We start from the raw sequence: 24,602 nt of genomic DNA on the forward strand, positions 1-24,602 counted from the left end.
GGAGCGTGGAACAACACCCGCGACGGCGCCCCCCAACACCGGTCCGTCGCCAGCCGCACCACATCCCGGTGCGTGGCCACCACACCCTTGGGCACACTCGTCGACCCCGACGTGTACATCACATACGCGGACGCGTCGGGCCCGGCCGGTCCCGGCAGGTCCACGTCATGCCCGGCGTCGGCGTCCACCTGCACCACGGCGGCTCCGAGCAGCTCGTGCTCGGCCACCGCCTCGTGCACCACCAGCACGGCGGCGCCCGCGTCCTCGACCACCGCACGCTTGCGCGCCGCGGGCCACCCCATGTCCAGCGGCACGAACGCGCCACCGGTCTTCACGACCGCCAGCAGTGCCACCACGAGGTCGATCGAACGCTCCATCAACACCGCGACGGCCGACTCCTGCCCGACCCCCGCGGCCACCAGGGCGCGTGCCAGCCGGTCCGAGCGGGCGTCCAGCCCGGCATACGACATCTCGACTCCGTCGCACACCACGGCCAACGCGTCCGGATCGGCCGCCAGCCGCTGCGCGAACACCTCCGGCAGCGACGCATCGCGCACCGGCACCGCCGTATCGTTGAACCCCTCCACCAGCCGGGAGAGCTCGTCCGCGCCCAGGATGTCGACCGAGCTGACGCTCACGTCCGGGTCGGTGGCGATCGCCGTCAGCACCCGCACCAGACAGCCCGCGATCCGCTCGACCGTGCTCGCGTCGAACAGGTCCGCCGAACCCGTGACCACGCCGCGGATCCCCGCCGGTGCCCCGTCGTCGTCGAAGGCCTCGCCCAGCGACGCCTCCAGGTCGAACTTGGCCGTGGCGCGGCCGATCGAGAGCACGTCGCCGCGCAGGCCGTCGACGTCGATCGTGGTGCCGTCGTCGAGCGGGGCGAGGACGACCTGGAACAGGGGGTGACGCCCGAGAGAGCGGGTGGGGGCGAGCTCCTCGACGAGCCGCTCGAACGGCACGTCCTGATGGCCCAGGGCGCGCACGGCGGTGCCGCGTACTCGGTCGATCACCTCGGCGAGCGTCGGGTCTCCGGCGAGGTCGGCCCGGATCACCAGGGTGTTGACGAAGAATCCGATCAGGTCGTTCAGCGCCTCGTCGGAGCGCCCCGCGGTCGGCGTCCCGATGGGGATGTCGTGACCGGCGCCGAGCCGCGACAGCGTCACCGCCAGTCCGGCCTGGAACAGCATGGGCAGCGTGGCGCGGTGGCGGCGGGCCACCGCGGCCAGCGTGGCGTGGGTCTGGGCGGGCATGCCGATCGCGACCGTGTGCCCGCGGTGGGAGGGTTCCACCGGGCGGGGCCGGTCGGCCGGCAGGGTCAGTTCCTCCGGGGCTCCCTCCAGGGTGTCCCGCCAGTAGGCGATCTGGCGCGCGAGGACGCTGTCCGGGTCGCCCGCGTCGCCGAGGAGTTCTCGCTGCCACAAGGTGTAGTCGGCGTACTGCACCGGCAGCGGCGCCCAGTCGGGGGCCCGGCCCCGGCTGCGGGCGGTGTACGCGGTCGACAGGTCGCGGGTGAACGGGCCGGCCGACCAGCCGTCGGTCGCGATGTGGTGGACGACTGTCACCAGTACGTGCTCGTCGGGAGCCACGGCGAACAGCCATGCCCGTATCGGGATCTCCGTGGACAGGTCGAACGTGTGGGCGGCCACACGCGCGACCGCGCCGGGCAGGTCCCGTGCGTCGATCCGGTCCCCCGGCAGCGCGCCGGTCGCCTCGGCTGTCGGCAGGTCCAGTACTGGTTCGTCCCAGCGCAGTTCGTCGAGGGCGTACAGCCGCTGCTGCGGCGGACGGTCGTCGCCGCCGGTCACCTCGACCACGAGCAGTTCCCAGTCCAGGTCCACGACGGGGACGATCTGCTGCCGGGGTTCGCCGTCCGCTTCGGGGAAGACGGTGCGCAGGGCTTCGTGCCGGGTGATGACGTCACGCAGCGCGGAGTCCAGTGCCTGCCGGTCCAGTTGTCCGGTCAGCCGCAGGATCGTGGGGCTGTTGTAGGTGGCGCTGGGCCCCTCGATCCGCCACTGCAGCCACAGCCGTCGCTGAGCGAACGACGCGGGAATCATGTGGAATTCCTTTCCTTCAACGCATCGGGCGCAGCGCGGGCCTGGTGCTCCCGGTCCGGCCGCCGTGCTCGGCAAGCCAGGCCGCGAGCGCGGCTGGTGTCGGAGTCGCGAACAGTTCCTCGATCGGCAGTTCTTCACGCAGCGAGGCGCGGATGCGCGCAATGAGCCGGGTGGCGAGCAGGGAGTGCCCGCCGAGGGCGAAGAAGTCGTCGTCGACCCCGACGGACGGCAGGCCCAGCACCTCGGCGAACGCCTGGCACAGCAGCTCTTCCTCGGTGGTGGCCGGGACGCGTCCGCCACCGGCGGTGTAGGTCGGCGCCGGCAGGGCCCTGCGGTCCAGCTTGCCGTTGACCGTCAGCGGCAGGGTGTCCAGCACCACGAGCGCCGAGGGCACCATGTAGGACGGCAGCCGCTCCATCGCGGACGTACGCACCGCCTCGGGCAGCCCCTCGGGGTCCGCCACCTCACCGGGGACGACGTAACCGACGAGTCGCCGATCGCCAGGCGAGTCCTCCCGTACGATCACCGCGGCCTGCGCCACCGCCGGGTGCTCGGCCAGCACGGCCGACACCTCGCCCGGCTCAATGCGGAACCCGCGGATCTTCACCTGCTCGTCCGCACGCCCCGCGAACACCAGCCGCCCGTCCGCGGACCAGCGGGCCCGGTCCCCCGACCGGTACATCCGGCCCCCGGCCGCACCGAACGGGCACGCCACGAACCGCTCACCGGTCAGTCCCGGGCGGCCCACATAGCCCCGCGTCACCTGCGCCCCGGCCACATACAACTCACCGGTCACACCCACGGGCACCGGCCGCAGCCACTCATCCAGCACATAGACCGACAAGCCGGCAAGCCCACGCCCGATGACGCTGCCGTCCGTGCCCTCGTCCGCGGCCAGGCGGTGGTGGGTGACGTGCACCGTGGTCTCGGTGATCCCGTACATGTTCACCAGCCGCGGCCCGTCCTCGCCGTACCGCTCCCACCAGCCGGCCAGCCGCGCGGGCTCCAGCGCCTCCCCGCCGAAGACCACCGCCCGCAGGTCATGCAGCGCACCCGCGCGGTGCGACTGAGCCTCCATCAGCTGATAGAACGCCGAGGGAGTCTGGCTCAGGATCGTCACCCGCTCGCGCTCGAGCAGTTCCGCGAACTCGCGCGGCGAGCGCGAGACCTCGAACGGCACGACCACGACCCGGCCACCGTGCAGCAGCGCACCCCACAACTCCCACACCGAGAAGTCGAAGGCGAACGAGTGGAACCAGCTCCACACGTCGTCGGTGCCGAACGCGAGCACCTGCCGGGTGGCGGCGAACAGCGTCACCACGTTGCGGTGCGGTACCAGCACGCCCTTCGGCGTCCCGGTCGACCCGGAGGTGTAGATGACGTACGCGGGATGGTCCGGGTGCGCGGCCTCCAGGCGTTCCCTGCCCGTCACCGCTTCCGTCTCCGAGCCGTCCACGACCAGGGCCGCCACGCCCTGCGGCAGGACCGACGCGTACTCCGCCGTCGTGACCACGCACGCGGCTCCCGCGTCGGCCAGCACGAACGCGACGCGTTCGGCCGGAGAGTCCGGGTCCACCGGCAGATACGCGCCGCCCGCCTTCAGCACCGCCAGCATCGCCACCACCAGCTCGGCGGAGCGCCGCATCAGCACGCCGACGATCGACTCCGGGCCCACTCCCCGCCCGGCCAGCTGACGCGCCAACCGGTCGGCGCGGGCGTCCAGTTCCGCATAGGACAGCTCCACATCGCCCGCCGTGACGGCCGTCGCCTCCGGGGAGGCGGCTGCCTGCCGCTGGAACAGGGACACCAGCGTCGCTTCGGGTACCTCGGCGGCAGTGCCGTCGGCCTCGGCCACCAGCCGGTGCCGCTCGTCGGCGGTGAGCAGGTCCAGATCGCCCAGGCGCCGCCCGGGGTCGTCGGCCACCTGCTCCAGCAGCCGGACGAGCCGGTCCAGGAGGATCTGGACGGTACCGGCGTCGAAAAGGTCGGTCGCGTACTCGACCGTTCCCTCCACGCCGGCCGGCGTCCCGTTCCCGGCGTAGCTGTCGGTGAGGTTGATCATCAGGTCGAATCGGGCGGTGCCGGTGCCGACCGTCTCCAGCCGGGTGTCGAGGCCGGGCAGCTGGAAAGTCCGGGGTGAGACGTTCTGCAGGCTGAGGGAGACCTGGAAGAGGGGGTGGTGTGCCGGGGAGCGCTCGGGGTTGATCACCTCCACCAGGTGTTCGAAGGGGACGTCCTGGTGCTCGTAGGCGGCCAGGTCGGTCCTCCGGACTCGCTGGAGGAGGTCGGTGAAGGCCGGGTTGCCGGAGGTGTCGGCCCGCAGGACCAGCGTGTTGACGAAGCAGCCGGCGAGGTCGTCGAGGGCCTCGTCGGTGCGCCCGGCGATCGGGGCGCCCAGTGAGATGTCCGTGCCGGCGCCCAGCCGGGTCAGCAGTGCTGCCACGGCGGCGTGCAGCACCATGAACAGGGTGGCTCCCCGTTCCCGGGCCAGTCGCGTCAACGCCTGGTGCAGGGGCGGCTCCAGCCGCAACGGCAACAGGCCGCCGCGGTGGGAGGCCACCGCCGGCCGGGGCCGGTCGGCCGGCAGCTCCAGCTGTACCGGCAGCCCGGCCAGCTGGTCCTTCCAGTAGCGGATCTGGGTTCCGAGCAGGCTGTCCGGGTCGCTTTCCGCTCCCAGCAACTGGTGCTGCCACAACGTGTAGTCGGCGTACTGCACCGGCAGGTCCGGCCAGTCCGGTGCCCTGCCCTGGCTGCGGGCGGCGTACGCGGTGGCCAGGTCGCGCGCCAGCGGGCCCATGGACCAGGCGTCCGCGGCGATGTGGTGCACGACCAGCACCAGCACGTGCTCCTGTGGCCCCACCGTCAGCAGTTCGGCCCGCAGCGGCAGCTCGCGGCTGAGGTCGAAGGCGTACCGTGCGGCGGCCTCCAGCTGCCCGGTCCCGCTCTCCTGGGACGTCTCCAGCCGGGGGCGGGCCTCTTCGGGGGCGAGGATCTGCTGGCGGGGCACCCCGTCCACGTCCGGGAAGACGGTGCGCAGTGCTTCGTGCCGGGCCACCACATCGCCCAGCGCCGCCTGGAGTGCCGCCCGGTCCAGCGGCCCGGTGACGCGCAGTCCCAGCGGAACGTTGTAGGTCGCCGACGCGCCCCGCATGCGGTGCAGGAACCACAGGCGGCGCTGTGCCGGGGACAGGGGCAGGGGGTCCGGGCGCGGCGCCGGCCGCACGGCCGGCCGTGCCGGGCCTCCGTCGTCCAGCCAGGCGTCCAGGGCGGACACCGTCGGTGCTGCGAACAGTGCCTTCATCGGCACCTCGACGCCCAGGGTGGCCCGGATACGGCTGATGAGCCGGGTGGCCGGCAGGGAGTGCCCGCCGAGGGCGAAGAAGTCGTCGTCGACGCCCACCCGCGCCAGGCCGAGCACCTCGGCGAACAGCCCGCACAAGATCGCCTTCCGCGGGGTGCGCGGCGCGCGATCGGAGGTGACGAAGTCGGGTGCCGGCAGCGCACGCCGGTCGGCCTTCCCGTTCGCCGTCAGCGGCATGGTCTCCAGCACCATCACCGTCGCGGGCACCATGTGCGCCGGCAGCGCGCGTGCGGCGAACCGGCGCAGCTCCCGCGCGTCGACGTCCGCCCCCTTGCCGGGGACCACGTAGGCCACCAGCCGCTGAGGGCCGCCGGGTTCCGTCCGGGGCACCACCACCGCCCGGGCGACCGCCGGGTGCTTGGCGAGTACGGCTTCGATCTCCGCGGGCTCGACCCGGTATCCGCTGATCTTGACCTGGTCGTCGGCCCGGCCGGCGAACTCGAGCTGCCCTTCGGCGGTCCAGCGCACCAGATCGCCGGTGCGGTACATCCGCTGCCCGGCCGGCCCGAATGGGCAGGCCACGAACCGTTCCGCGGTCAGTCCGGCGCGCCGCGCGTAGCCGCGGGCCAGTCCGGCGCCGGCGACATACAGCTCCCCCAGCACGCCGACGGGCACCGGATTGAGCGCGTCGTCCAGCGCGTACAGGCGGGTGTTGGCGATCGGCCGGCCGATCGGCACCGTGTCGCCGACCGGTTGCCCGGCGGCGATCTCGAACACACAGCAGCCGACGACCGTTTCGGTCGGGCCGTAGTGGTTGACCACCACGGTGTCCGGCGCGTTGTCCAGCCAGTCCCGTACGTGGGCCCCGGGCAGTGCCTCGCCGCCCACCACCAGCCGCCGTGCCGCCGAGGCCCGCACGTGGGCCGGGAGCAGCTCGGCCAGCAGCGGCAAGTGCCCGGGCACCAGTTTGATCAGGCCGAATCCGTCACCGGCGCGCGCGCTGATCAGCGCGGCCAGGCCTTCCGCGCCGCCTTCGGGGCTGATGTCCACCGTGCCGCCGCACACCAGCGGCACCAGCACGCCGGTCACCGCCAGATCGAAGGCCATCGACGAATGCAGGGGCGAGCGGTCCCCGGGACGCATCCGGAAGAACTCGGCCGCCCACATCACGTAGTTGGCCAGGCCCGCGTGGGTGACCTCGACCCCTTTCGGGACGCCGGTCGATCCCGAGGTGAATATGACGTAAGCCAGTTGGTCGGGCAGCAGGTCCGGCGGCGGCGCGGCCTGCGGGTCGTCGGCCGCGGTGGCGGTCGCTTCCGGGTCGTCCAGGTCGATGACCGCGATATCGCTCACGCGCAGGTCGTCGAGGATCTCGCCCGTGGCGACCAGCGCGGCCGCCCGGCTCTCGGTGAGGGTGAGCCGCGCCCGCTCGGCGGGATGTTCGGGATCCATCGGCAGATACGCCGCCCCGGCCTTCCAGGCCGCCAGCATCGCCGTCAGCAGTTGCGGGCCGCGTGGCAGGCACACCGCGACCACCGACTCGGGGCCGATGCCGTATCCGCGCAGCAGCCGGGCCAGCCGTTCGGCCCGCGCGTTCAGCTCCCGGTAGGTGATCTCCGCCGCGCCGCACACCACCGCCACCGCGCCCGGGCTGCGGGCGGCGTGCGCCTCGAAACGGCCCAGGACGGTCTGCCCGCTCGCGCCGGTCCCGGTGCGGTTCCACGTCACGAGCACGTGCCGCCGCTCGTCCTCGTCCAGGGCGTCGATCCGGTCGGCGAACTCGTCGGCCGGGGCCGCCGCCAGCCGGCGGAGCACCGCGCGGAACCGCCGGGAGATCTCCGCTCCCGACTCCGGGGCGTGCAGGTCGGGGTTGGTCTGCACGATCGTCCGGAGGCCGCCGCCGGCCGCCTGGTCGTACAGGCCGATCGCCGCATCCTCGATCGGGCCGCTCGACAGGCCGGTCCGGGTGGCGAGGGCGTCCGCGAACCTCAGCGGCCGGTCCAGGGACATCAGGTTGACGCTCAGGTCGCGCAGCGAGCCGCGGCCGACAAGTCCCAGGCCGGCGAGGATGTTCCCGTACGGGTACCGCTGGTGGCGCAGGCAGTCCAGCACCGCGTTCGAGGTCCGCCGCAGGAGTTCCGCGACGGTGACGCCCCTGGCGACGGCCAGCCGGAGAGGCACCACGTTGGAGGTCATGCCGGGGATGCCGAGTTCCCGCCGGGTGGTCCGCCCGGTCACGGGAACGCCGAGGACGACGTCCCGCGTTCCGGTCGAACGCTGCCGGTACAGGGCGGCGGCCGAGAGGGCCAGTCCGGCGAAGCTGGTGCGCAACCGGCGTGCCGCTGCCCTCAGTTCGGCGGCTTCGGCCGCATCGCTGTCGTGCACGTGCAGCATCGGCCGCCCGGGCAGGTGCCGAGTCCGGTTTCCGCCCGCACCGCCCAGGTCCGGCAGGTCCGACAGCGACTCGAGCCAGAACCGCTGGTCACGCTCGTATGCCGTGGACCGGAGGTAGGAGCTGTCCGCGTCCAGCAGCACGGACACCGGTTCCAGTACGCCGTCCGTGGGCTCCCGCCCGGCCGCGAGCGCCGTGTAGACGGCCGCCACCCGGGCGGCGAACGCCGAGAGGCTGGTCCCGTCGAGGACGATGTGGTGGGCGCGCTGGTACCAGACGACATGGTCCGGCCCCAGCCGGAACACGGCGTGGGCGGCCGGCGGGCCGGCGAGGAGGTCCGCCGGGCGGTCCATGTCGGCCGACATCCACGCCTCGGCCGCCGCGCGCGGGTCCTCCTCGGCGCTGAGGTCGGCGACATGAACGGGAAGGTCCAGCGAGTCGTCGACGTACTGCGCGGGTGCCCCGCCCTCCAGCCGGAACCGGAGCCGATAGGTCTCGGCCTCGCCCAGGGCGTACCGCAGCGCCGACACGAGAAGCTCGACGTCCACGTCACCGTGGATGTCCACGTACTCGGCGATGTTGTACACGGAGCTGTGTGGTTCGAGCTGCTGGGCGTACCAGATGCCGAGCTGGCCGGACATCAGCCCCCGAAGGTCCTGTCGACGCATCGTCCTGCCCCCTCAAATGCCGTCAGTCGGCTGTCGGTTCGGCGAGATGGGCGGTGAGCGCGGTGATGGTGTCGACGTCCCAGAGCAGCACGGGCTCGACGACGAGGCCGAGGCTGTCCTCGATGTCTCCGCACAGGGCGAAGGCGTACACCGAGTCCAGCCCGTAGTGCGCCAGCGGAGTGTCGGCGTCGATCTCCTCGGCGGGCAGCTTGGCGTAGTACGCGACGCGCTCGACGAGCCAGGACCGGATGTTCTCGGGGGTCAGCCGGGTGGCTGGAAGGTCGGAAGCTGACAAGGGGGTCCCTCCCTCGGCCCGGCGGGCGCGCCAGGCGGCCGAATGCGGAAAGTGCGCGGGGACTTGGATGAGCATCAGGGGCTCACGGTGCGGCCAATATGACTCAGCCCCACGCAGCGGATCAACCGTCGGCCAGGCGTACTTGGACGCCGTCGACGCGTGTCCAACTGACGGCATTACCGCAGTTGGACGGGTGACAGGAGGTGTCCAGGGCGGCGCCTTTCACCCACTGCACCACCCCACCGCCGCGTGCGATAGTGAGCCGCCCCAAGACCAGGCCGGCTGCGGAACCGCACTGCCTCGCGACGACGAAAGACGAAAAGGGAGAAGTGGCATGGGCTACACCGCGGGCCGACGCGCCACACACTTCGTCACCGTGGGCGGGATCCGGCTCGCCTACCAGCGTTCGGGTCAGGGCGAACCGGTGCTCATGATCATGGGATCGGGCTCGGCCGGCCATGCCTGGACGATGCACCAGACACCCGCCCTGCACGCGGCGGGCTATGCCACGGTCGTCTTCGACAACCGCGGCGTTCCGCCCTCCGACGCGCCCCCCGGCAAGTACTCGCTCCAGGACCTGACCGCCGACACCAAAGGCCTGATCGAGGCGCTGGACCTGGCGCCGTGCCGGATCGTCGGCACCTCCCTGGGAGCGATGATCGCGCAGGAGCTGGCGATCGGCCATCCGGAGCTCGTGCGGTGCGCGGTGCTCATCGCCACCCGGGCCCGCGCGGACGCCGCGCGGCGGGCCCAGACCCGGGCGGACATAGCGCTGGTGGAGAGCGGGGTGCGGCTGCCGGCCGGGTACGAGGCCGCCTCGACGGTGTTCAAGATGTTCTCGCCGGCGACACTCAACGACGACGCCGCCGTGACCGCCTGGCTGGACATCTTCGAGTTGTCCGGGGGCGGGGACGCGTCGGCCCGGCACGCCTGGGCCGACATCGCCGACGACCGCCGCCCGGCGCTGCGCCGGGTGACCGCCCCCTGTCGGGTCGTGACCTTCACCGACGACCTCATCACCCCGCCACACCTGGGGGCGGAGGTCGCCGAGGCCATTCCCGGCTGCGATCTCGTCGAGATCTCCGGCTGCGGACACCTCGGGTATCTCGAACGGCCCGATGTGCTCAACGCGGCGATCATCGAGTTTCTCGACAACCACTGAGGAGAGTCTCCGTGACCCCAGGACACGACCCGACCATGGGCACGATCGGATTGCGCGTCGAAGGGTTGGTGGATCCGCAGCCGGTCAAACCCGGCACGTTCAAGCGCATCATCCCCTACGCCATGCGCTACCGCCGGGCCCTGGTCATCGTGATGCTGGCGACGATCGTCGACTCCGTGATCATGGTGTCGACCCCGCTGATACTCAAGATGATCGTCGACGACGGCATCATCCCCGGCAAGGCGTCGGTCGTGTTCGGTCTCGCCGGGCTCGTCGCGGGCCTCGCCCTGCTGAACGTGTTGGCGATCTACATCCAGGCCTGGTTCTCCGGCCGGGTCGGGCAAGGGCTCATATACGACCTGCGTACCAAGGTGTTCGCGCACATCCAGCGGCAGCCGGTGGCGTTCTTCACCCGCACGCAGACCGGATCGCTGGTCAGCCGGATCAACACCGACATCATCGGCGCGGAGCAGGCCCTCACCACGCTGCTGTCGCAGTCGCTGTCCACCGTCCTGACGCTGGTCCTGGTGCTCGCCGCGATGCTCTACCTGTCGTGGCCGATCACCGTGGCGGCGCTGGTGATGATCCCGCTGTTCTTCATCCCGGGGAAGATCATCGCCCAGCGGATGCAGCGGCTGGCCCGCAGCGGCATGGAGAACGACGCCAAGCTGGGCTCGATGATGACCGAGCGGTTCAACATCTCCGGCGCGATGCTCGTCAAGCTCTACGGCCGTCCCCAGCAGGAGTCCGCGGAGTTCGCCAAGAAGGCGCGCGTCGTCCGCGACATCGCCATCTCGATGGACGTGCACGCACGCCTGCTGTTCATTCTCGTCACCCTGCTCACCACGGTCACCACCGCCCTGGTCTACGGCTTCGGCGGCTGGTTCGTCATCGACGGCCAGCTGCAGATCGGCACGCTGGTGGCCATGGTCGCCCTGATGATGATGCTGTACAGCCCCATCAACCAGCTGACGAACATCCAGAGCGACATCATGACCGCGCTGGTCAGCTTCGACCGCGTCTTCGAAGTGCTGGACCTCGAACCGCTCATCACCGAGCAGCCCGGCGCCCGCGCTCTGCCGGCCCGGGCTTCGGAGAACGGGAACGGCACGGCTCCCCACGTCGAGTTCGACCGCGTCGCCTTCCGCTACCCCAACGCCGAAGAGGTGTCCCTGCGCTCCCTGGAGCTGATACCGCTGCGCAAGTCCGAGCAGGGCCCGAGCGCGCTCGTCCTGAACGACGTGAGCTTCCACGCCCCGGCCGGGCGGCTCACCGCGCTGGTCGGCCCGTCCGGCGCGGGCAAGACCACCATCACCCACCTGGTGCCGCGGCTCTACGACGCCACCTCCGGAACGGTGCGGATCGGCGGCCACGACGTCCGTCACCTGACCCTCGACTCGCTGCAGAACACGGTCGGCGTCGTCACCCAGGACGCGCACCTGTTCCACGACACGATCCGGGCCAACCTGCTGTACGCGCGCCCGGACGCCACCGAACCCGAGGTCATCGAGGCGTGCGAGGCGGCGCGCATCTGGCCGACGATCTCCCAGCTGCCCGACGGTCTCGACACGGTCGTCGGTGACCGCGGCTACCGGTTGTCAGGCGGCGAGAAGCAGCGGCTGGCCATCGCCAGGCTCCTGCTCAAGTCGCCGCCGATCGTCGTCCTGGACGAGGCGACGGCGCACCTGGACTCCGAGTCCGAGGCGGCCATCCAGCGGGCCCTCAAGACCGCCCTGACCGGCCGTACGTCACTGGTCATCGCGCACCGGCTGTCCACCATCCAGGACGCCGACCAGATCCTCGTCATCGACGAGGGGCGGATCCAGGAACGAGGCACCCACGACCAGCTGCTCACCAACGGCGGGCTCTACGCCGAGCTGTACCGCACGCAGTTCGCCCATCAGCAGCGCCGCGACGCCCAACCGGCCGAAAGTACGGCCGCCGGCAACGGGAACCGTGCTTTGGACTGATGCCGGGAAGTGCGGGGAATTCCAGGATTAAGGCATGCCACATGCAGACTCCCCTCCCGCACTTCACGCAGAGGGCTTGACGAAGAAATACGGCCGCCGCGGCAAACTGGCCCTGAGCGACGTGAACCTCACCATTCCCGCCGGCCGTGTCATCGGCCTGGTGGGCCCGAACGGGGCCGGCAAATCCACCCTGCTGCACCTGGCCTGCGGGCTGACCGAGCCGACGTCCGGCTCGCTGACCGTGCTCGGGGCGCGTCCGGCGGCCAACGCGTCGCATCTGGCCCGGGTGGGGTTCGTCGCGCAGAACACACCGGTGTACGGCTCGTTCACCATCGCCGAGCACATGAAGCTCGGCGCGAAGATGAACCCGGGCTGGGACCCGGTCCTGGCCGAGCGGCGCATCAGCCAGGTGGGACTGAACCCCGCGCAGAAGGCGGGGCAGCTCTCGGGTGGCCAGCGAGCACAGCTGGCGCTGACCATCGCGGCGGCCAAACGGCCCGAACTGCTGATCTTCGACGAGCCGGCAGCGGCGCTGGACCCCCTGGCGCGCAAGGGATTCCTGCACAACCTGATGGAGTTCGTCCTGGAGCTCGGCGCCAGCGCCGTGCTCTCCTCACACCTCCTCGGCGACGTCGAACAGGTCTGCGACTACATCATCGTGCTGTGCGACTCGCGGGTACAGGTCGCCGGCGACACCCGGGACCTGCTGGCCGGGCACGCCCGACTGGTCGCGGCGCGCGGCGAGTTCGACCACCCGCGCGCCGGGTTCGAGGTCATCTCGGTCGAGCACAGCGGCAAGCACAGCAGCGCGATCGTCCGCACCGGCACCGCGCCCGAGGCCCTGCCCTACCAGGCCGAGCCCATCACCCTGGAGGAACTCGTCCTCGCTTACATGACCCGGGCAGCCGCCGTACCCGCCGCCCGGACCGAAGCGGCAGCCTGGGGGGCCTCGCGATGATGTGGTTGAGTTGGCGCCAGTTCCGCGTCCAGGCGCTGTTCGCCGCCTGCGCACTGGCCGTTATTGCCGCGTACATGGCGTACGTCGGCGCGGACATCCGCGATGCCTACGACGCCTACCGAGCCAACTGCGACAGCTCGGCCAACTGCGTCCAGGCAAGGAGCCAGTTCCGCAGCACATTCCAGAACACCCTGCTGTTCCTGGCGACCGGGCTCGCCCTGATCCCCGCGCTCATCGGCACCTTCTGGGGCGCTCCCCTGATCGCCCGGGAACTCGAGAACGGCACCCACCGGCTGGTGTGGAACCAGAGCGTCACCCGCCCGCGCTGGCTCCTCGGCAAGGTCCTGCTCATCGGCCTGGCCGCCGTCATCGTGACCGGCGCGGCCGCGGCCCTGCTGACCTGGGCGGCCCGCCCCTTCGACGAGGTGGTCAAGGAGCAGTTCGACACGTTCGTGTTCGGCGCGCGCAACATCGCCCCGATCGGCTACGCCGCGATGGCCTTCACCTTGGGCACCGTCATCGGGCTCCTGCTGCGCCGGACCCTGCCCGCGATGGCTGTGACGCTCGTCGTCTTCCTCGCCTTCCAGTTCTTCTTCCCCAACGTGGTGCGGCCCAGCCTCATGCCGCCGGACAAGGCCACGGTTCCGATGACGGTCGAAGCCATCAACTCGGCGCAGAATCTGGGCAGTATCGGCGGCGGCTCCGTCATCGGCGGGGTGAAGATTCCGAACGCGCCCGACGCGTGGATCGCCGAGACGAGCCCGCTGCGCACCGCGGACGGCAAGACCCTCAGCAGCAGCAAGTTCAACACCTGCCTCGACAACCCGCCCAAGACCGGCGCGGGCGGCACGTTCGGCGACACGGCAGTGTGCCTCGCCAAGCACGACCTCCATGTCGACGTCCGCTACCACCCCAGCGACCGCTACTGGGCGTTCCAGTGGCTGGAGACCGCGATCTATCTGGCACTCAGCGGGATCCTCACTGCGTTCGGCCTGTGGCGGATCCGGCGCCGGGTGAGTTGACCCCCGTCTCAACCGACGCCGCCGGGCGCCGCCGGGAAATTTCCCGGCGGCGCCCTTTTTCTTTTGCGCCGCGCGTTTTCCCGGCTGTCCATTCGAGGAAAGCCGTCCAGCCTTTGGGGCCTTCGAGAGCTGTGGAACCCTGACAACGAGTCACCAACGCAATGATCACATCGGTGCGTTCCGGGAGGCCGAATGAGCACAGCACAGCACGAGGAATTCGACGTGGTGGTCGTGGGAGGTGGCCCGTCGGGGTCGACGCTCTCGTCACTGGTGGCCATGCAGGGGCACAGCGTCCTGCTGCTGGAGAAGGAGACCTTCCCCAGGTACCAGATCGGCGAGTCGCTCCTCCCGTCCACCATTCACGGCATCTGCCACCTGCTCGGCGTCACCGACGAACTCGCCGCGGCAGGCTTCCCCCACAAGCGCGGCGGCACCTTCCGGTGGGGCGCCAACCCCACGCCGTGGAACTTCGCCTTCTCCGTCTCCTCCAAGGTCTCCGGACCGACCTCTTTCGCCTATCAGGTCGAGCGGAGCAAGTTCGACAAGATCCTGCTGGACAACGCGGCCCGCAAGGGCGTGGAGGTCCGCCAGAACCGCACGGTGACCGACGTCGTGGAGAGCGACGACGGGCGGGTGAGCGGGCTGCGGTACACGGACCCGGACGGCACCGAGCACGAGGTGTCGGCCCGGTACGTGGTGGACGCCTCGGGCAACACCAGCCGCATCTACAAGCGGGTCGGCGGCTCACGGAAGTACTCGGACTTCTTCCGGAGCCTGGCGCTGTTCGGGTACTTCGAGAACGGCAAGCGGATGCCGCCGCCGAACTCCGGCAACATCCTGTGTGTCGCGTTCGGCAGCGGGTGGTTCTGGTACATCCCGCTGAGCGACACACTCACCAGCGTCGGCGCGGTCGTCCGCCGGGAGGACGCGGCCAAGATCCAGGGCGACCCGGAGAGCGCGCTGCGCAACCTCATCGACGAGTGCCCGATGATCCAGGAGTACCTGGCCGACGCCACCCGTGTCACGACCGGCCAGTACGGGCAGCTGCGGGTGCGCAAGGACTACTCGTACCACCACACGACCTTCTGGCGGCCGGGCATGGTGCTCGTCGGCGACGCGGCCTGCTTCGTCGACCCGGTGTTCTCCTCCGGGGTCCACCTGGCCACCTACAGCGCGCTGCTGGCGGCCCGCTCGATCAACAGCGTCCTGGCGGGCAGGATCGGCGAGCAGCGGGCCTTCGACGAGTTCGAGGCACGGTACCGCCGCGAGTACGGCGTCTTCTACGAGTTCCTGACCTCGTTCTACGACATGCACATCGACGAGGACTCCTACTTCTGGTCGGCGAAGAAGGTCATCAAGAGCGACCACGCCGAGCTGGAGTCGTTCGTCGAGCTCGTGGCCGGCATGTCCAGCACCGACTTCGACCTCTCCGACGCCGAGTCGGGTGCCCTCCGGCTCAAGCAGCGGTCGGCGGAGTTCGCCGACGCCATCGACACCCTGGTCGACCAGCGGGAGGAGAGCATGGCTCCGCTGTTCCGGTCCTCGGTGGTGCGCCAGGCGATGCAGGAGGGCTCGCAGGTGCAGACCCGGGCCCAGCTGGGCGAGTACGCGGGCGAGGACATCCCCGTCTTCGACGGCGGCCTCGTCGCCTCGGCCGACAGCATGTTCTGGGAGGAGCCGGAATCGGCCTGACCCCCGTGGCTCGACATGCCGGAAGGGGCCCCGCTCGTACGAGCGGGGCCCCTTCGTCGTCGCTGAGGTTCAGGCCACCGGGCCCGCGCACTCGAACTCGATGAACTCGGCCAGCCGGGAGATGCCCTTCTCGATGTCGGTGTGCGTCAGGTAACTGGTGGAGAGCCTGATGGTGTGGTGGCCGCCGCCCTGCGGATAGAAGTACGACATCGGCGTCCAGATGACCCCGAAGTCCTGCGCGGACCGGGCCAGCGCGGCGTTGTCGGCACGGAACGGCACGTGGAGGGTCAGGAAGAAGCCGCCGCTGGGCGCGTTCCAGCTCACCTCGAGCCGGGTCCTGCGCTCGGCCGGGAACTCCCGTGCCAGGCATTCCAGGGTGAAGCGCATGGCCTCCCCGTAGTGAGCGGCAGTCCGCGCGTTCAGCTCCGAGATGCGGCCGCCGGACTCCAGCAGCGCGCCCGCCACCGCCGCCTGGCTGAGCGGCGAGGTGTTCACCGTGACCATGCTCTTGATCTTGGCGAGTTCGTCCGCCAGCAGGCTCGTGCTGCCGTCCGGCGCCAGCACCGGCTGGTCCGCGACCGCGAACCCGATCCGTGCCCCGGGAAAGACGGTCTTGGCGTACGAGCCGAGGTGGATCACTCGCCGTGTCCGGTCGAGGGACTTCAGCGACGCCACTTGCCTGCCCGGGCTGACATGCCGGTACGGGCTGTCCTCCAGGACGAGGATGTCGAGCCGCTCGGCCAGGTCCAGCAGGGCCGCTCTTGCCTCCAACGGCATGGTGACGCCGGACGGGTTGGAGTGGTCCGGCACCACGTAGACGGCCCGCGGACGCCTGCCCCGCGCCCGCTCCGCCTCGACCGCGGCCTCCAGGGCGTCGCACGACAGACCGTTCTCGCCCTCCTCCACCGCGGTCAGCCGGACGTCCAGCAGCCTGGCGGCCCCGGTGATCCCCACATAGCAGGGGCTGGAGACCAGCAGTACGTCGTCCGGGCCGGACATGAGCGCACGCAGCGTCAGGAACATCGCTTCCTGGCAGCCGACCGTCACCACGATCGACTCGGGCGGCACATCGATGTCCTCGTCCACGCGCAGCGAGTGGGCGATCAGCTCGCGGATCAGGCCGGCGGACGGCCCGTACTGGAACACCGCGTCGCGCACCTGCGCGGGCGAGCGGCCCTGCTCGGCCAGGTGATCCAGGTAGCGGCGCAGGTAACGGAAGACCTGCTCGGTCTCGAAGAACTCCGCGTACGGCCGCCCGGGAGCGAAGGACACCGCCTCGGGGTAGCGCAGCGTCACCTCGTTCAGGAAGTTCATGGTGTCCATGACCGGATCGGCGACGCTCGGGTGCAGGTCCGCGCTGCGCAGCCCTGCCCCGCCGACGGCACCGGTGGGCCCGTCCGCCTCGACGGCCGCGGCGTCCCGGCGGGGGTGCGGCGGAGCCGGGCTGACGAGAGCGGGGCCGACGTCCGCGACGGACTTCACACCGGCCAGCGACATGGCGTCGGTCAGCTCCTCCAGGAGAAGGGAGAAGACGCCGGTCACCCCCTCGGCCCCGCGGGCCGCCAGGCCGTGCAGCACCGGGCGGCCGATGAGGACCGCGTCGGCGCCGAGCGCGAGCGCGGCCAGGATGTCCCGGCCCCGGCGCACCCCGCCGTCGAGCAGGACGGGGAGGCGTCCGCCGATCGCCGCCGCGATCTCGGGCAGGACGTCTAGCGTCGCGGGCACGCCGTCGAGCTGACGGCCCCCATGGTTGGAGACCACGATGCCGTCCGCTCCGGCCTCGGCCGCGCGCACCGCGTCGGATCCGGTGAGGACGCCCTTGACCAGGACCGGCAGTGTTGAGACCGAGCGGATCCAGTCCAGCACCGACCAGTCCAGGCCGGGATCGAAGTCGGTACGGGAGTGCGCGGCGGGCACCGCGAAGCCGTCCCCCGCGAGGTTGGCGGGACCCGTGCCCGCGGGCAGCCGGAAGTCATTGCGCAGGTCCCGCAGCCGGCGGCCGAGGTGCGGCGCGTCGACCGTGAGGACCAGGGCCTCGAAGCCCGCGTTCTCCGCTCGCTCGATGAGGCCGCGGGTGATCGAGCGGTCCCGCATGCAGTACACCTGCAGCCAGAGGGGGACGGCGGCCTCGGCTGCGAGTTCCTCGAAGGTGCGGCCCGCGAAGGTACTGATCACTACCGGGACCCTGGCGGCAGCCGCTGTGCCCCGGACGGTGGCCAGCTCGCCGGCCGGGTCCGCGAGCGTGTGGTAGGCCACCGGGGCGACCGCCAGGGGCGCGTCCCAGGTCCGGCCCAGGATCGTCGTGGCGGTCCGCGGGCTGCTCGCACCCCGCAGCACCGACGGCCGCAGCCAGATCCGGTCGAACGCCGCGGTGTTCGCGGCGAGCGTCCGTTCCTCGCCGGCGCCGCCTTCGATGAAATCCCAGACAGCGGGGTCCAGCCGTTCCTGGGCAAGCAACGCGAATTCGCCGAGCGACAATTCCATCAAGGCCCCACTTCACGGCTGACAAAGAGACACCTGCGGCGGAGCGCCGGCCCCGCACGTCCACCTTCGCGTGCCCGGACCCGTCCAACCAGGACGGCCCACGTCAACCGTGGTCCGCGGGCGCTGCCACCAGGAACCCGGTCGCCCTGCCGGATTCGCCTGCGCGGTGCCGGCGCGCCCCTCATGCCAGGCGGGCGGTTTCGGCCGCCTGCTGGCGTTCCACGGCCTCGTACAGCGCCTGGATGTTGTTGCTGCCGAACGTGTGGGCCCCGCGGCGGTCGATCAGTTCCCAGAACAGGGTCCGCCTCGGGTGCGTCGACTTGGTGAATATCTGCAGCATGATCCCCGACGGGTCGCGGTCGGCGAGGATGTTGAGCGCGCTGAGCTCGTCCACCGGCACGCCGACCTGGCCCAAGCGCGCGGGCAGCATGTCGTAGTAGCTCGGCGGCGTGGTGAGAAAGCGCACCCCTCGCTCGGCGCTGGTGCGCACGGCGGCGGTGATGTCGTCGGTGAGGAACGCGACGTGCTGCACGCCGGCCCCACCATGGGACTCCACGAACGCGTCGATCTGGCCCGGGTCGCGGGTGATGTCGGGCTCGATGATCGTGAACGTGACCGTCTCGGAACCGCTCTGGACGACTTTGGAGTCCATGGCCTGCGAGCCCACGACGATCCGTTCCTCGAACGTCTGGGTGAGGCCGAACACCTCCTGGTAGTGGCGGACCGTGTCGTCCAGCTCACCGGCCGGCACGCACACCGCGAAGTGGTCGACCCGCTTCAGGATGCCGCCGGACTCGCGGGAGCCGGTCTCCTCGATGATGGGCGCGAACGGCCCCTCGGGGTTCTCCCGGGAGACGAAGCGGTGCTCCACGTCGCCAAACCCCGTCACCGACGCGAAGGTGACCCGCGCGCCCGCAGGCCCGAACTCCTCGGGCGGTGCCGTCGGGACGGCCCCTCGCTCGACCGCTTCGGCGAACGCGGTGTGCGCGTCGTCCACCCGGATGCCGATCACCCCGACGCCGTCGCCGTGCCGCTGCACGTACTCGGCGGCCCGGTGGTGGTCGCCGGTGGCCGTGGTCAGCAGCAGGGCGATGTCGTTCTGGCGCAGCAGGACCGACTCGCAGCCGCGCAGGCCGGTGCCCGCGCCGCCGCGGCCGGCGAGTGTGAAGCCGAAGGAGTCGCACAGCTGACCTGCCGTCTCCTCCGCGTCCTCGACAAACATTTCGACGTGATCGATCGACCGTATCTCCATTGCCGCCTCCGTAAGGGTTTCTCGACGTAAGGGTGTGCCGGCTAAAGGGGTGCCGTAAGGGTGTGCCGACGTAGCGGTGTGCCGACGTAAGGGTGTCTCGACAAGTCATCGAGCGATTCATGGAAAAGCGTGTGAACGGCTTTCCTCGGTGGGACGTCCAAGTGCGTCCTCCTGACACTTGGACAGTTCCTGGATCGCCCCTCCCGTCAGGTCTGATTTGACGCGTTGCGTTCGATGCGTGATGCGATTTCGAACCATTTCTCGGCGCAGGAGCGTGCCAGTTGGGCCACCGTCTCCATGCGGTGCGGCGGAACACTCTCGATGATTCTGTTCCAGTCCTCCGACCGGACCGTGTGAATGTTCAGAAGCCGTAACAGGTCGCGCCCGTTCTCGTTGAGGCGCAGCGCGGGATCGGCTCTCAATCGCTTCACCACGACGGCCGGCGGCGGCTTCACCTCGCATTCGGCGGAGGCCTTCCCGGCGCGATCGGCCCGGTGCCCTCCGTCCCGGTCGCCGGCGCCCCGCTCCACGAGGTTGCGCGGCCGCGCCCTGGGTACCGGGTCCTCGCCGCGGAGCATCCGGTGCCTGACATCCCTGACCGTCTCCGGTGAAATCCCCGCGGCTCGGGCGACCTGACGCAGCGACAGGCTGGGATCACGAACGATCATGTCGTGCGCCAGCTTCCGGCCCTCGCTCACGTCGACGGGCCGGACCCGGCCGTCCCGGCCGATGCGGGTGAGCTCCGCCGCCGCTCCGACACCGGCGTTGCGGCGGATCTCGGCGACCGTCTTGGCGGACGTGCCGACGACCGAGGCGATCATCCGGTCGGACCACCGGGGGTGGGTAGCGATGATGCGCTCGGCGGCCTGCCTGCGGTCGGCCGCCGACAGCGGCAGGCCGTGCGTGATGTTCGACTTCACGGCCAGGACGAAGGCGTCCTCCTCCGTGCCGTCGAAGAACCTCACCGCGATCGTCTTGCGGCCCAGCAGCATCGAGGCCCGGAGCCGGTGCATGCCGTCGATGACCCGCGTGGTGGGCCGGTGCACCATGATCGGTGGAAGCGGAGTGCCGACGGCGGCCAGCATTTCCACATGCTCCGGGCTCTCACCGGCAATTCGCGGGGAATCGCCAATGGCGAGCGAACTTATTTCCACTTCTTCTATCGGATGCAGGTCGTCGTGGTTCGGTGCTGACTGCAACGTCCAACTCCTTAGGATCTGGCGAGAACCACACCCGTGCCACCGACGGAACACAATGCCCCAGCGATTCGGTGTGCCGCCACTGTGTTCGACTGCTGCCGTGCCGCAGTTGAACACGGGCGGGCAGCTGCCGTTCGCGATGCCGCGGTCCCTTGCGCTCGGTGTGTGGGGCATGCTTGACCCGGCGTTGACGATCGCGTCGCGGTGTCGGCGTATGCGAACGGCAGGGCATTTTAGCCAGGGACCAAAGCCCGTAGAGTGGGTTGCTCAATTGCGTAAGGATCTTCGATGCCCAGGAAATCGGCACCAGGCGGCTGAACTGCCCCCCACCGAGAGGGACGTGACGTGCAGAACGAAGCCCGGCGCCACTCCGAGGAGCCGCCCCGCCGGGTCCCGTGCGCCCTCCACACGCACCGGACCATGGAGCGGTCGGGTACCTTGCTCGTCACCGAACTGTCCGTGGACGTGTTCTGCCTCATCACAGATCTGCTGGGCGAGCCCATCGGAGGGGCCACCCGGCGAGCGGCCCACCCCATGCACCACCGCAACGGAGCAACCCAGGCCGTTCCAGGCCCGGTTCGACGCCACGGACCGCCGGCTGCGGCGGCTCGGCACCGTACGGGAGCCGCGCACGTCGCGTGAGGCCAGGCCGCTCGCGCGTCATCCACTGACCGGCTGGCAGACGCGTCCTTTCCCGCACTCCGTCGCACGGCGTCCGACGTGCGTCCGTCCATCCCGCTTCTGGGGAACCCTGACATCTCAGAGAGGCATACCTGTGCCCGGAACACTGCAAGGCAAGACCCACGCTGCGCACGCCGGATCAGGCGCGGAAAACCTCACCCAACTCGAATTCCTCGCTCTCAACAGCGAGTTCAACATCGCCGACGGGCACGCCCGCCAGCCGCTCACACCCGGCCAGAGCAAGATCGTCAACGATCTCCCGCTGCTTTTCGAGGAGGGCGAGAAGCGCCCGGTCGAGGAGCTCGAGCGCGAGGCACACGCGGCCTTCTTCAAGGTCCTCGGCCAGCACCGCTACCCGTCCGCGCCCGGCCGCGTGCTGAGCTGCTACTCCTCGTCGGTGGCCATGGAGATCCTCTCCCGCGCCCTGGCCACCACCACCGGCTCCGTGGCGCTGGTCCACCCCACCTTCGACAACATCGCCGACCTGCTGCGTGGCAACGGTCTGAAGCTGGTCCCCCTGGAGGAGGACCCGCTGCACGGCGACGACCTGGACCCGGGCCTGCTGAAGACCGTGGGCTGCGTCTTCGTCACCACGCCGAACAACCCGACGGGCCGGGTCATGTCCGCGGAGCGGCTGCGCCGGCTGGCCGGGCAGTGCGCCGAGCACGGCGTCGTCCTCGCCCTCGACACCTCCTTCCGCGGCTTCGACACCCGCGCCCACTACGACCACTACGAGATCCTCGACGCCAGCGGTGTGCGCTGGGTCGTCATCGAGGACACCGGCAAGCTGTGGCCGACCCTCGATCTCAAGGTCGGCCTGCTGGCCCACTCCGAGAACCTGGGCCTGCCGGTGGAGAAGATCTACTCCGACATCCTGCTCGGCGTCTCCCCGTTGATCCTCGGGATGGTCCGCCGCTTCTCCGAGGACGCCGCCGCCGGCGGTCTGGCGGAGCTGCACGAGTTCATCGCCGCACAGCGTGCCGTCGTGCGCTCCGAGCTGGCCGACCTGCCCACTGTCGGCGTGCCCGACCCGGACAGCCGGGCCAGTGTGGAGCGGGTGCTGCTCAAGCACATGACCGGGACCCAGGTCTGGGAGGCGCTGCGCGACCACAACATCTACGCCCTGCCCTGCCGGCCCTTCTACTGGGCGGACCACGCACGTGGCGACCGCACGCTGCGGCTGGCACTGGCGCGGGCGTCCGCCCCGCTGGCCCAGTGCGTACGGGCACTGCGCCACGTACTGACACCGCGCTGATGACCCCTGCCGGCGAACGGGCCCTCCCGTACGGCATCGCGCACCCGCTGTCGCACACGCGGCAGTGGCGTCGCGGTGTCGTGCAGGAGGTCACCCCCACGGGCGTCCTCGATCTGGGGCCCGGGTACATCGAACCGGCGCTCCTGCCCGTGGGACTGATCGGGGAGGCGTACGCACGCGCGCTGGAGGAATACGGGTCGGCGGCACTCGGATACGGACACAATCCGGGCGCCCTGCCGTTACGGGCCCAGTTGGCCGCCCGGGCCACCTCGCAGGGTGGACACCCCTGCGGGCCGGAGCACGTGGTCGTCACGGCGGGCACGTCCCAGGCCCTCTACCTGCTGGCGACCTCGCTCGCGGCACCCGGCGACACGGTGCTGGTGGAGAGCCTCGGCTACGACCTCGGGCAACAGATCTTCAGGGACTGCTCACTGCGGCCCCGGAGGGTCGCCATGGACCAGTCGGGCATGCTGCCCGACGCACTCCACCGCGCCCTCGCGGACGAGGCGCCGGACGGTGACGGCGCACCGGGCCGCACCGCGTTCGTGTACCTCACCCCGACCCACCACAATCCGACGGGCGCCACCATGCCGTTGGAGCGTCGGCACCGGCTGCTCCAAGTGGCGGCGGAACACGGCGTCCTGGTCGTGGAGGACGATGCCTACGGTGAACTGGCCCTGACGGACGATCCGGCGCCTCCGCATCCGCTGGCGGCCCTGGCCGGTTACCGGGGCGTGGTGCGGCTGTGCAGCTTCTCCAAGACCCTGGGGCCGGGGCTCCGGCTGGGCTGGCTGGTCACCGAGCCGGCGCTGGCCGAACGGATCGCGTCCCACGGGCTGTTCGTCAGCGGAGGGTCGCTCAACCACATCACCTCACTCGCCGTCAGCGGGCTGCTGGCCGACGGCGGCTATGACCGGCATCTCGGTGTATTGCGCGCACGACTGAGGCTGCGGCGCGACGCGCTCGTGGACGTCCTGCGGGAGGCGATGGACGACCGGGTGCGCATCCACCGTCCGCAGGGGGGGTTCTTCCTCTGGCTCCGGTGTGACCTGGGGCTCGGCGAGGACGAGCTCCTCGCCCGGGCGGAGGGTGCCGGTGTCAGGGTCGCCGCCGGCTCGCGCTTCGGCATCACCCGCGTGCCGAGTGTGCGTCTGGCCTTCAGCTTCAATCCGCCCGCTGTGCTCAGACGCGCCGCGCAGCGGCTGACCACCGCGTGGTCCAGCGGCACGCCGGGCCATCAGATCGGAGTGACATCGTGACGACCACCACCGGGCACACCGAGGGGCACACGCCTGCCGGCCCGGGCACCGCCGGCCCCTTCGGTTACAGCCTTCCGCTCTCCCCTTCGGGGAAGGCGTCCATGCTCACACCTCCACCGTGGCACTTTTCCGGCGAGGTTCTCATGGTCGACTACCGTGTCGACCCCGATGCCGCCGGGCGCTTCCTGCCGCCGGGCCTCGATCCCGGAGCGGATCCGGGCGCCGCGGCCGCCGTGTTCGCCACCTGGCAGTGGTGCTCCGAGGACGGCGGGGAGCTGGCCGACCCGGCCGTCTGCCGGTTCTCCGAGTTCCTGATCCTCCTCAGCTGTGCGTTCGAGGGCCGGCCGATGGCGCGTTGTCCGTTCGCCTGGGTCGACCAGCCCGTACCGATGATGCGCGGCTGGGTCCAGGGCATGCCCAAGCAGTTCGGCGCCGTCCACCAGACCAGACCGGTGACCGTGGGCCGGGCGGGTTCGCGGCTCGCTCCCGGCGGGCGCTTCGACGCCGCGCTCTCCGTCCACGGGCGGCGCACGGTGGAGGCGTCGGTCACGATCGAGCACACCTCCGAGCGGCCCCCGCCGCTGCACGACGTCCCTCTGGCGCACAGCCTCGTGTTTCCGCAGTGGGTGCCGTCCGACGCCCCGCCACGGACCCGGCTGGTCGCCTCAGAGGTGAGCGGTGTCGAATTCTCACCGATCTGGAGCGGTCCCGGGCATCTCGCGTTCTTCGACGGGCTGGGGGAGGATTTCGCGTCCCTCTCGCCGCTGGACGTGTGTACCGGTCATGTCTTCGCGTACGGAGAGACGCTGCACGGGGGCCGGCCTCTCGGCGCGTAGGGTCTTGCAGCGGCGGGAGCTGCCGCAGGGCCGGCGTGGTGCGCCGCTACGCGTGATCACACCAGCGAGGCCGGATCGTCTCACCCGTCACCGGCAGTCACAAGACAGCCCTTACC

14 protein-coding genes are annotated in these 24,602 nt (G+C 70.8%); 8 read left to right on the forward strand and 6 right to left on the reverse strand.

Annotation, left to right across the window (positions count from 1 at the left end):
- The 3 genes from ACYVMZ_RS32105 to ACYVMZ_RS32115 form a co-directional block, all read right to left on the reverse strand.
- A partial coding sequence (locus ACYVMZ_RS32105) for a condensation domain-containing protein (RefSeq protein ID WP_461085949.1) occupies window positions 1-2,060 on the reverse strand: 2,060 nt, incomplete at its 3' end.
- Between the two features lie 16 nt (window positions 2,061-2,076).
- On the reverse strand, window positions 2,077-8,421 hold the full coding sequence (locus tag ACYVMZ_RS32110) for an amino acid adenylation domain-containing protein (RefSeq protein WP_461085951.1): 6,345 nt from the start codon (window positions 8,419-8,421) through the stop codon (window positions 2,077-2,079).
- A 22-nt stretch (window positions 8,422-8,443) separates the two neighbouring features.
- Window positions 8,444-8,716, reverse strand: a complete 273-nt coding sequence (locus tag ACYVMZ_RS32115) for an acyl carrier protein (protein ID WP_461085953.1) — start codon at window positions 8,714-8,716, stop codon at window positions 8,444-8,446.
- Between the two features lie 334 nt (window positions 8,717-9,050).
- Here ACYVMZ_RS32115 and ACYVMZ_RS32120 point away from each other — a divergent pair, with 334 nt between their 5' ends.
- The 5 genes from ACYVMZ_RS32120 to ACYVMZ_RS32140 all read left to right on the forward strand — a co-directional run bounded on the left by ACYVMZ_RS32120 (window position 9,051) and on the right by ACYVMZ_RS32140 (window position 15,520).
- Window positions 9,051-9,878, forward strand: a complete 828-nt coding sequence (locus ACYVMZ_RS32120; RefSeq protein ID WP_461085955.1) for an alpha/beta fold hydrolase — start codon at window positions 9,051-9,053, stop codon at window positions 9,876-9,878.
- A gap of 11 nt (window positions 9,879-9,889) precedes the next feature.
- On the forward strand, window positions 9,890-11,848 hold the full coding sequence (locus ACYVMZ_RS32125) for an ABC transporter ATP-binding protein (RefSeq protein WP_461085957.1): 1,959 nt from the start codon (window positions 9,890-9,892) through the stop codon (window positions 11,846-11,848).
- A 76-nt stretch (window positions 11,849-11,924) separates the two neighbouring features.
- Entirely contained in the window at window positions 11,925-12,806 is an 882-nt protein-coding gene (locus tag ACYVMZ_RS32130) for an ABC transporter ATP-binding protein (RefSeq protein ID WP_461085959.1), read from the forward strand.
- A complete protein-coding gene (locus tag ACYVMZ_RS32135; RefSeq protein ID WP_461086059.1) occupies window positions 12,806-13,828 on the forward strand; it encodes an ABC transporter permease in 1,023 nt (340 codons plus the stop codon). Before ACYVMZ_RS32130 ends, ACYVMZ_RS32135 begins: the two co-directional genes overlap by 1 nt.
- 192 nt (window positions 13,829-14,020) lie before the next feature.
- Complete coding sequence (locus ACYVMZ_RS32140; protein WP_461085961.1) at window positions 14,021-15,520, forward strand: tryptophan 7-halogenase; 1,500 nt, start codon at window positions 14,021-14,023, stop codon at window positions 15,518-15,520.
- Window positions 15,521-15,589: 69 nt separating this feature from the next.
- On the opposite strand, the gene ACYVMZ_RS32145 is transcribed toward ACYVMZ_RS32140, so the two are convergent.
- From ACYVMZ_RS32145 to ACYVMZ_RS32155, 3 genes are all read right to left on the reverse strand, one after another.
- Window positions 15,590-18,004, reverse strand: coding sequence for an aminotransferase class I/II-fold pyridoxal phosphate-dependent enzyme (locus ACYVMZ_RS32145; protein ID WP_461086061.1), 2,415 nt, complete (start codon window positions 18,002-18,004; stop codon window positions 15,590-15,592).
- A gap of 181 nt (window positions 18,005-18,185) precedes the next feature.
- Entirely contained in the window at window positions 18,186-19,256 is a 1,071-nt protein-coding gene (hppD, locus tag ACYVMZ_RS32150; RefSeq protein ID WP_461085963.1) for a 4-hydroxyphenylpyruvate dioxygenase, read from the reverse strand.
- A gap of 206 nt (window positions 19,257-19,462) precedes the next feature.
- On the reverse strand, window positions 19,463-20,572 hold the full coding sequence (locus tag ACYVMZ_RS32155; RefSeq protein ID WP_461085965.1) for a ParB/RepB/Spo0J family partition protein: 1,110 nt from the start codon (window positions 20,570-20,572) through the stop codon (window positions 19,463-19,465).
- 658 nt (window positions 20,573-21,230) lie between these two features.
- Between ACYVMZ_RS32155 and mppP the strand changes: the two genes are divergently transcribed.
- Genes mppP through mppR form a run of 3 tightly spaced genes read left to right on the forward strand, consistent with a single transcriptional unit; the run spans window position 21,231 to window position 24,486 of the window.
- Window positions 21,231-22,391, forward strand: a complete 1,161-nt coding sequence (mppP, locus tag ACYVMZ_RS32160) for an enduracididine biosynthesis enzyme MppP (RefSeq protein WP_461085968.1) — start codon at window positions 21,231-21,233, stop codon at window positions 22,389-22,391.
- The gene (mppQ, locus tag ACYVMZ_RS32165) at window positions 22,391-23,650 is read left to right on the forward strand and encodes an enduracididine biosynthesis enzyme MppQ (RefSeq protein ID WP_461085970.1); all 1,260 of its coding nucleotides are present in this window, start codon (window positions 22,391-22,393) and stop codon (window positions 23,648-23,650) included. The genes mppP and mppQ overlap by 1 nt, the downstream gene beginning before the upstream one ends.
- Window positions 23,647-24,486 carry an enduracididine biosynthesis enzyme MppR gene (gene mppR, locus ACYVMZ_RS32170; protein ID WP_461085972.1) on the forward strand — a complete coding sequence of 280 codons (840 nt, stop codon included), beginning with the start codon at window positions 23,647-23,649 and terminating at the stop codon, window positions 24,484-24,486. Before mppQ ends, mppR begins: the two co-directional genes overlap by 4 nt.
- Window positions 24,487-24,602 lie beyond the last annotated feature (116 nt).

It is taken from the genome of Streptomyces deserti (assembly GCF_054782695.1).

What these genes read in the sequence shown, in the direction of transcription:
- ACYVMZ_RS32140 (WP_461085961.1), top strand. Translation starts at nt 14,021, where the DNA reads ATGAGCACAGCACAGCACGAGGAATTCGACGTGGTGGTCGTGGGAGGT.
- ACYVMZ_RS32120 (WP_461085955.1), top strand. Translation starts at nt 9,051, where the DNA reads ATGGGCTACACCGCGGGCCGACGCGCCACACACTTCGTCACCGTGGGC.
- hppD (WP_461085963.1), bottom strand. Translation starts at nt 19,256, where the DNA reads ATGGAGATACGGTCGATCGATCACGTCGAAATGTTTGTCGAGGACGCG.
- ACYVMZ_RS32145 (WP_461086061.1), bottom strand. Translation starts at nt 18,004, where the DNA reads ATGGAATTGTCGCTCGGCGAATTCGCGTTGCTTGCCCAGGAACGGCTG.
- ACYVMZ_RS32135 (WP_461086059.1), top strand. Translation starts at nt 12,806, where the DNA reads ATGTGGTTGAGTTGGCGCCAGTTCCGCGTCCAGGCGCTGTTCGCCGCC.
- ACYVMZ_RS32110 (WP_461085951.1), bottom strand. Translation starts at nt 8,421, where the DNA reads ATGCGTCGACAGGACCTTCGGGGGCTGATGTCCGGCCAGCTCGGCATC.
- mppQ (WP_461085970.1), top strand. Translation starts at nt 22,391, where the DNA reads ATGACCCCTGCCGGCGAACGGGCCCTCCCGTACGGCATCGCGCACCCG.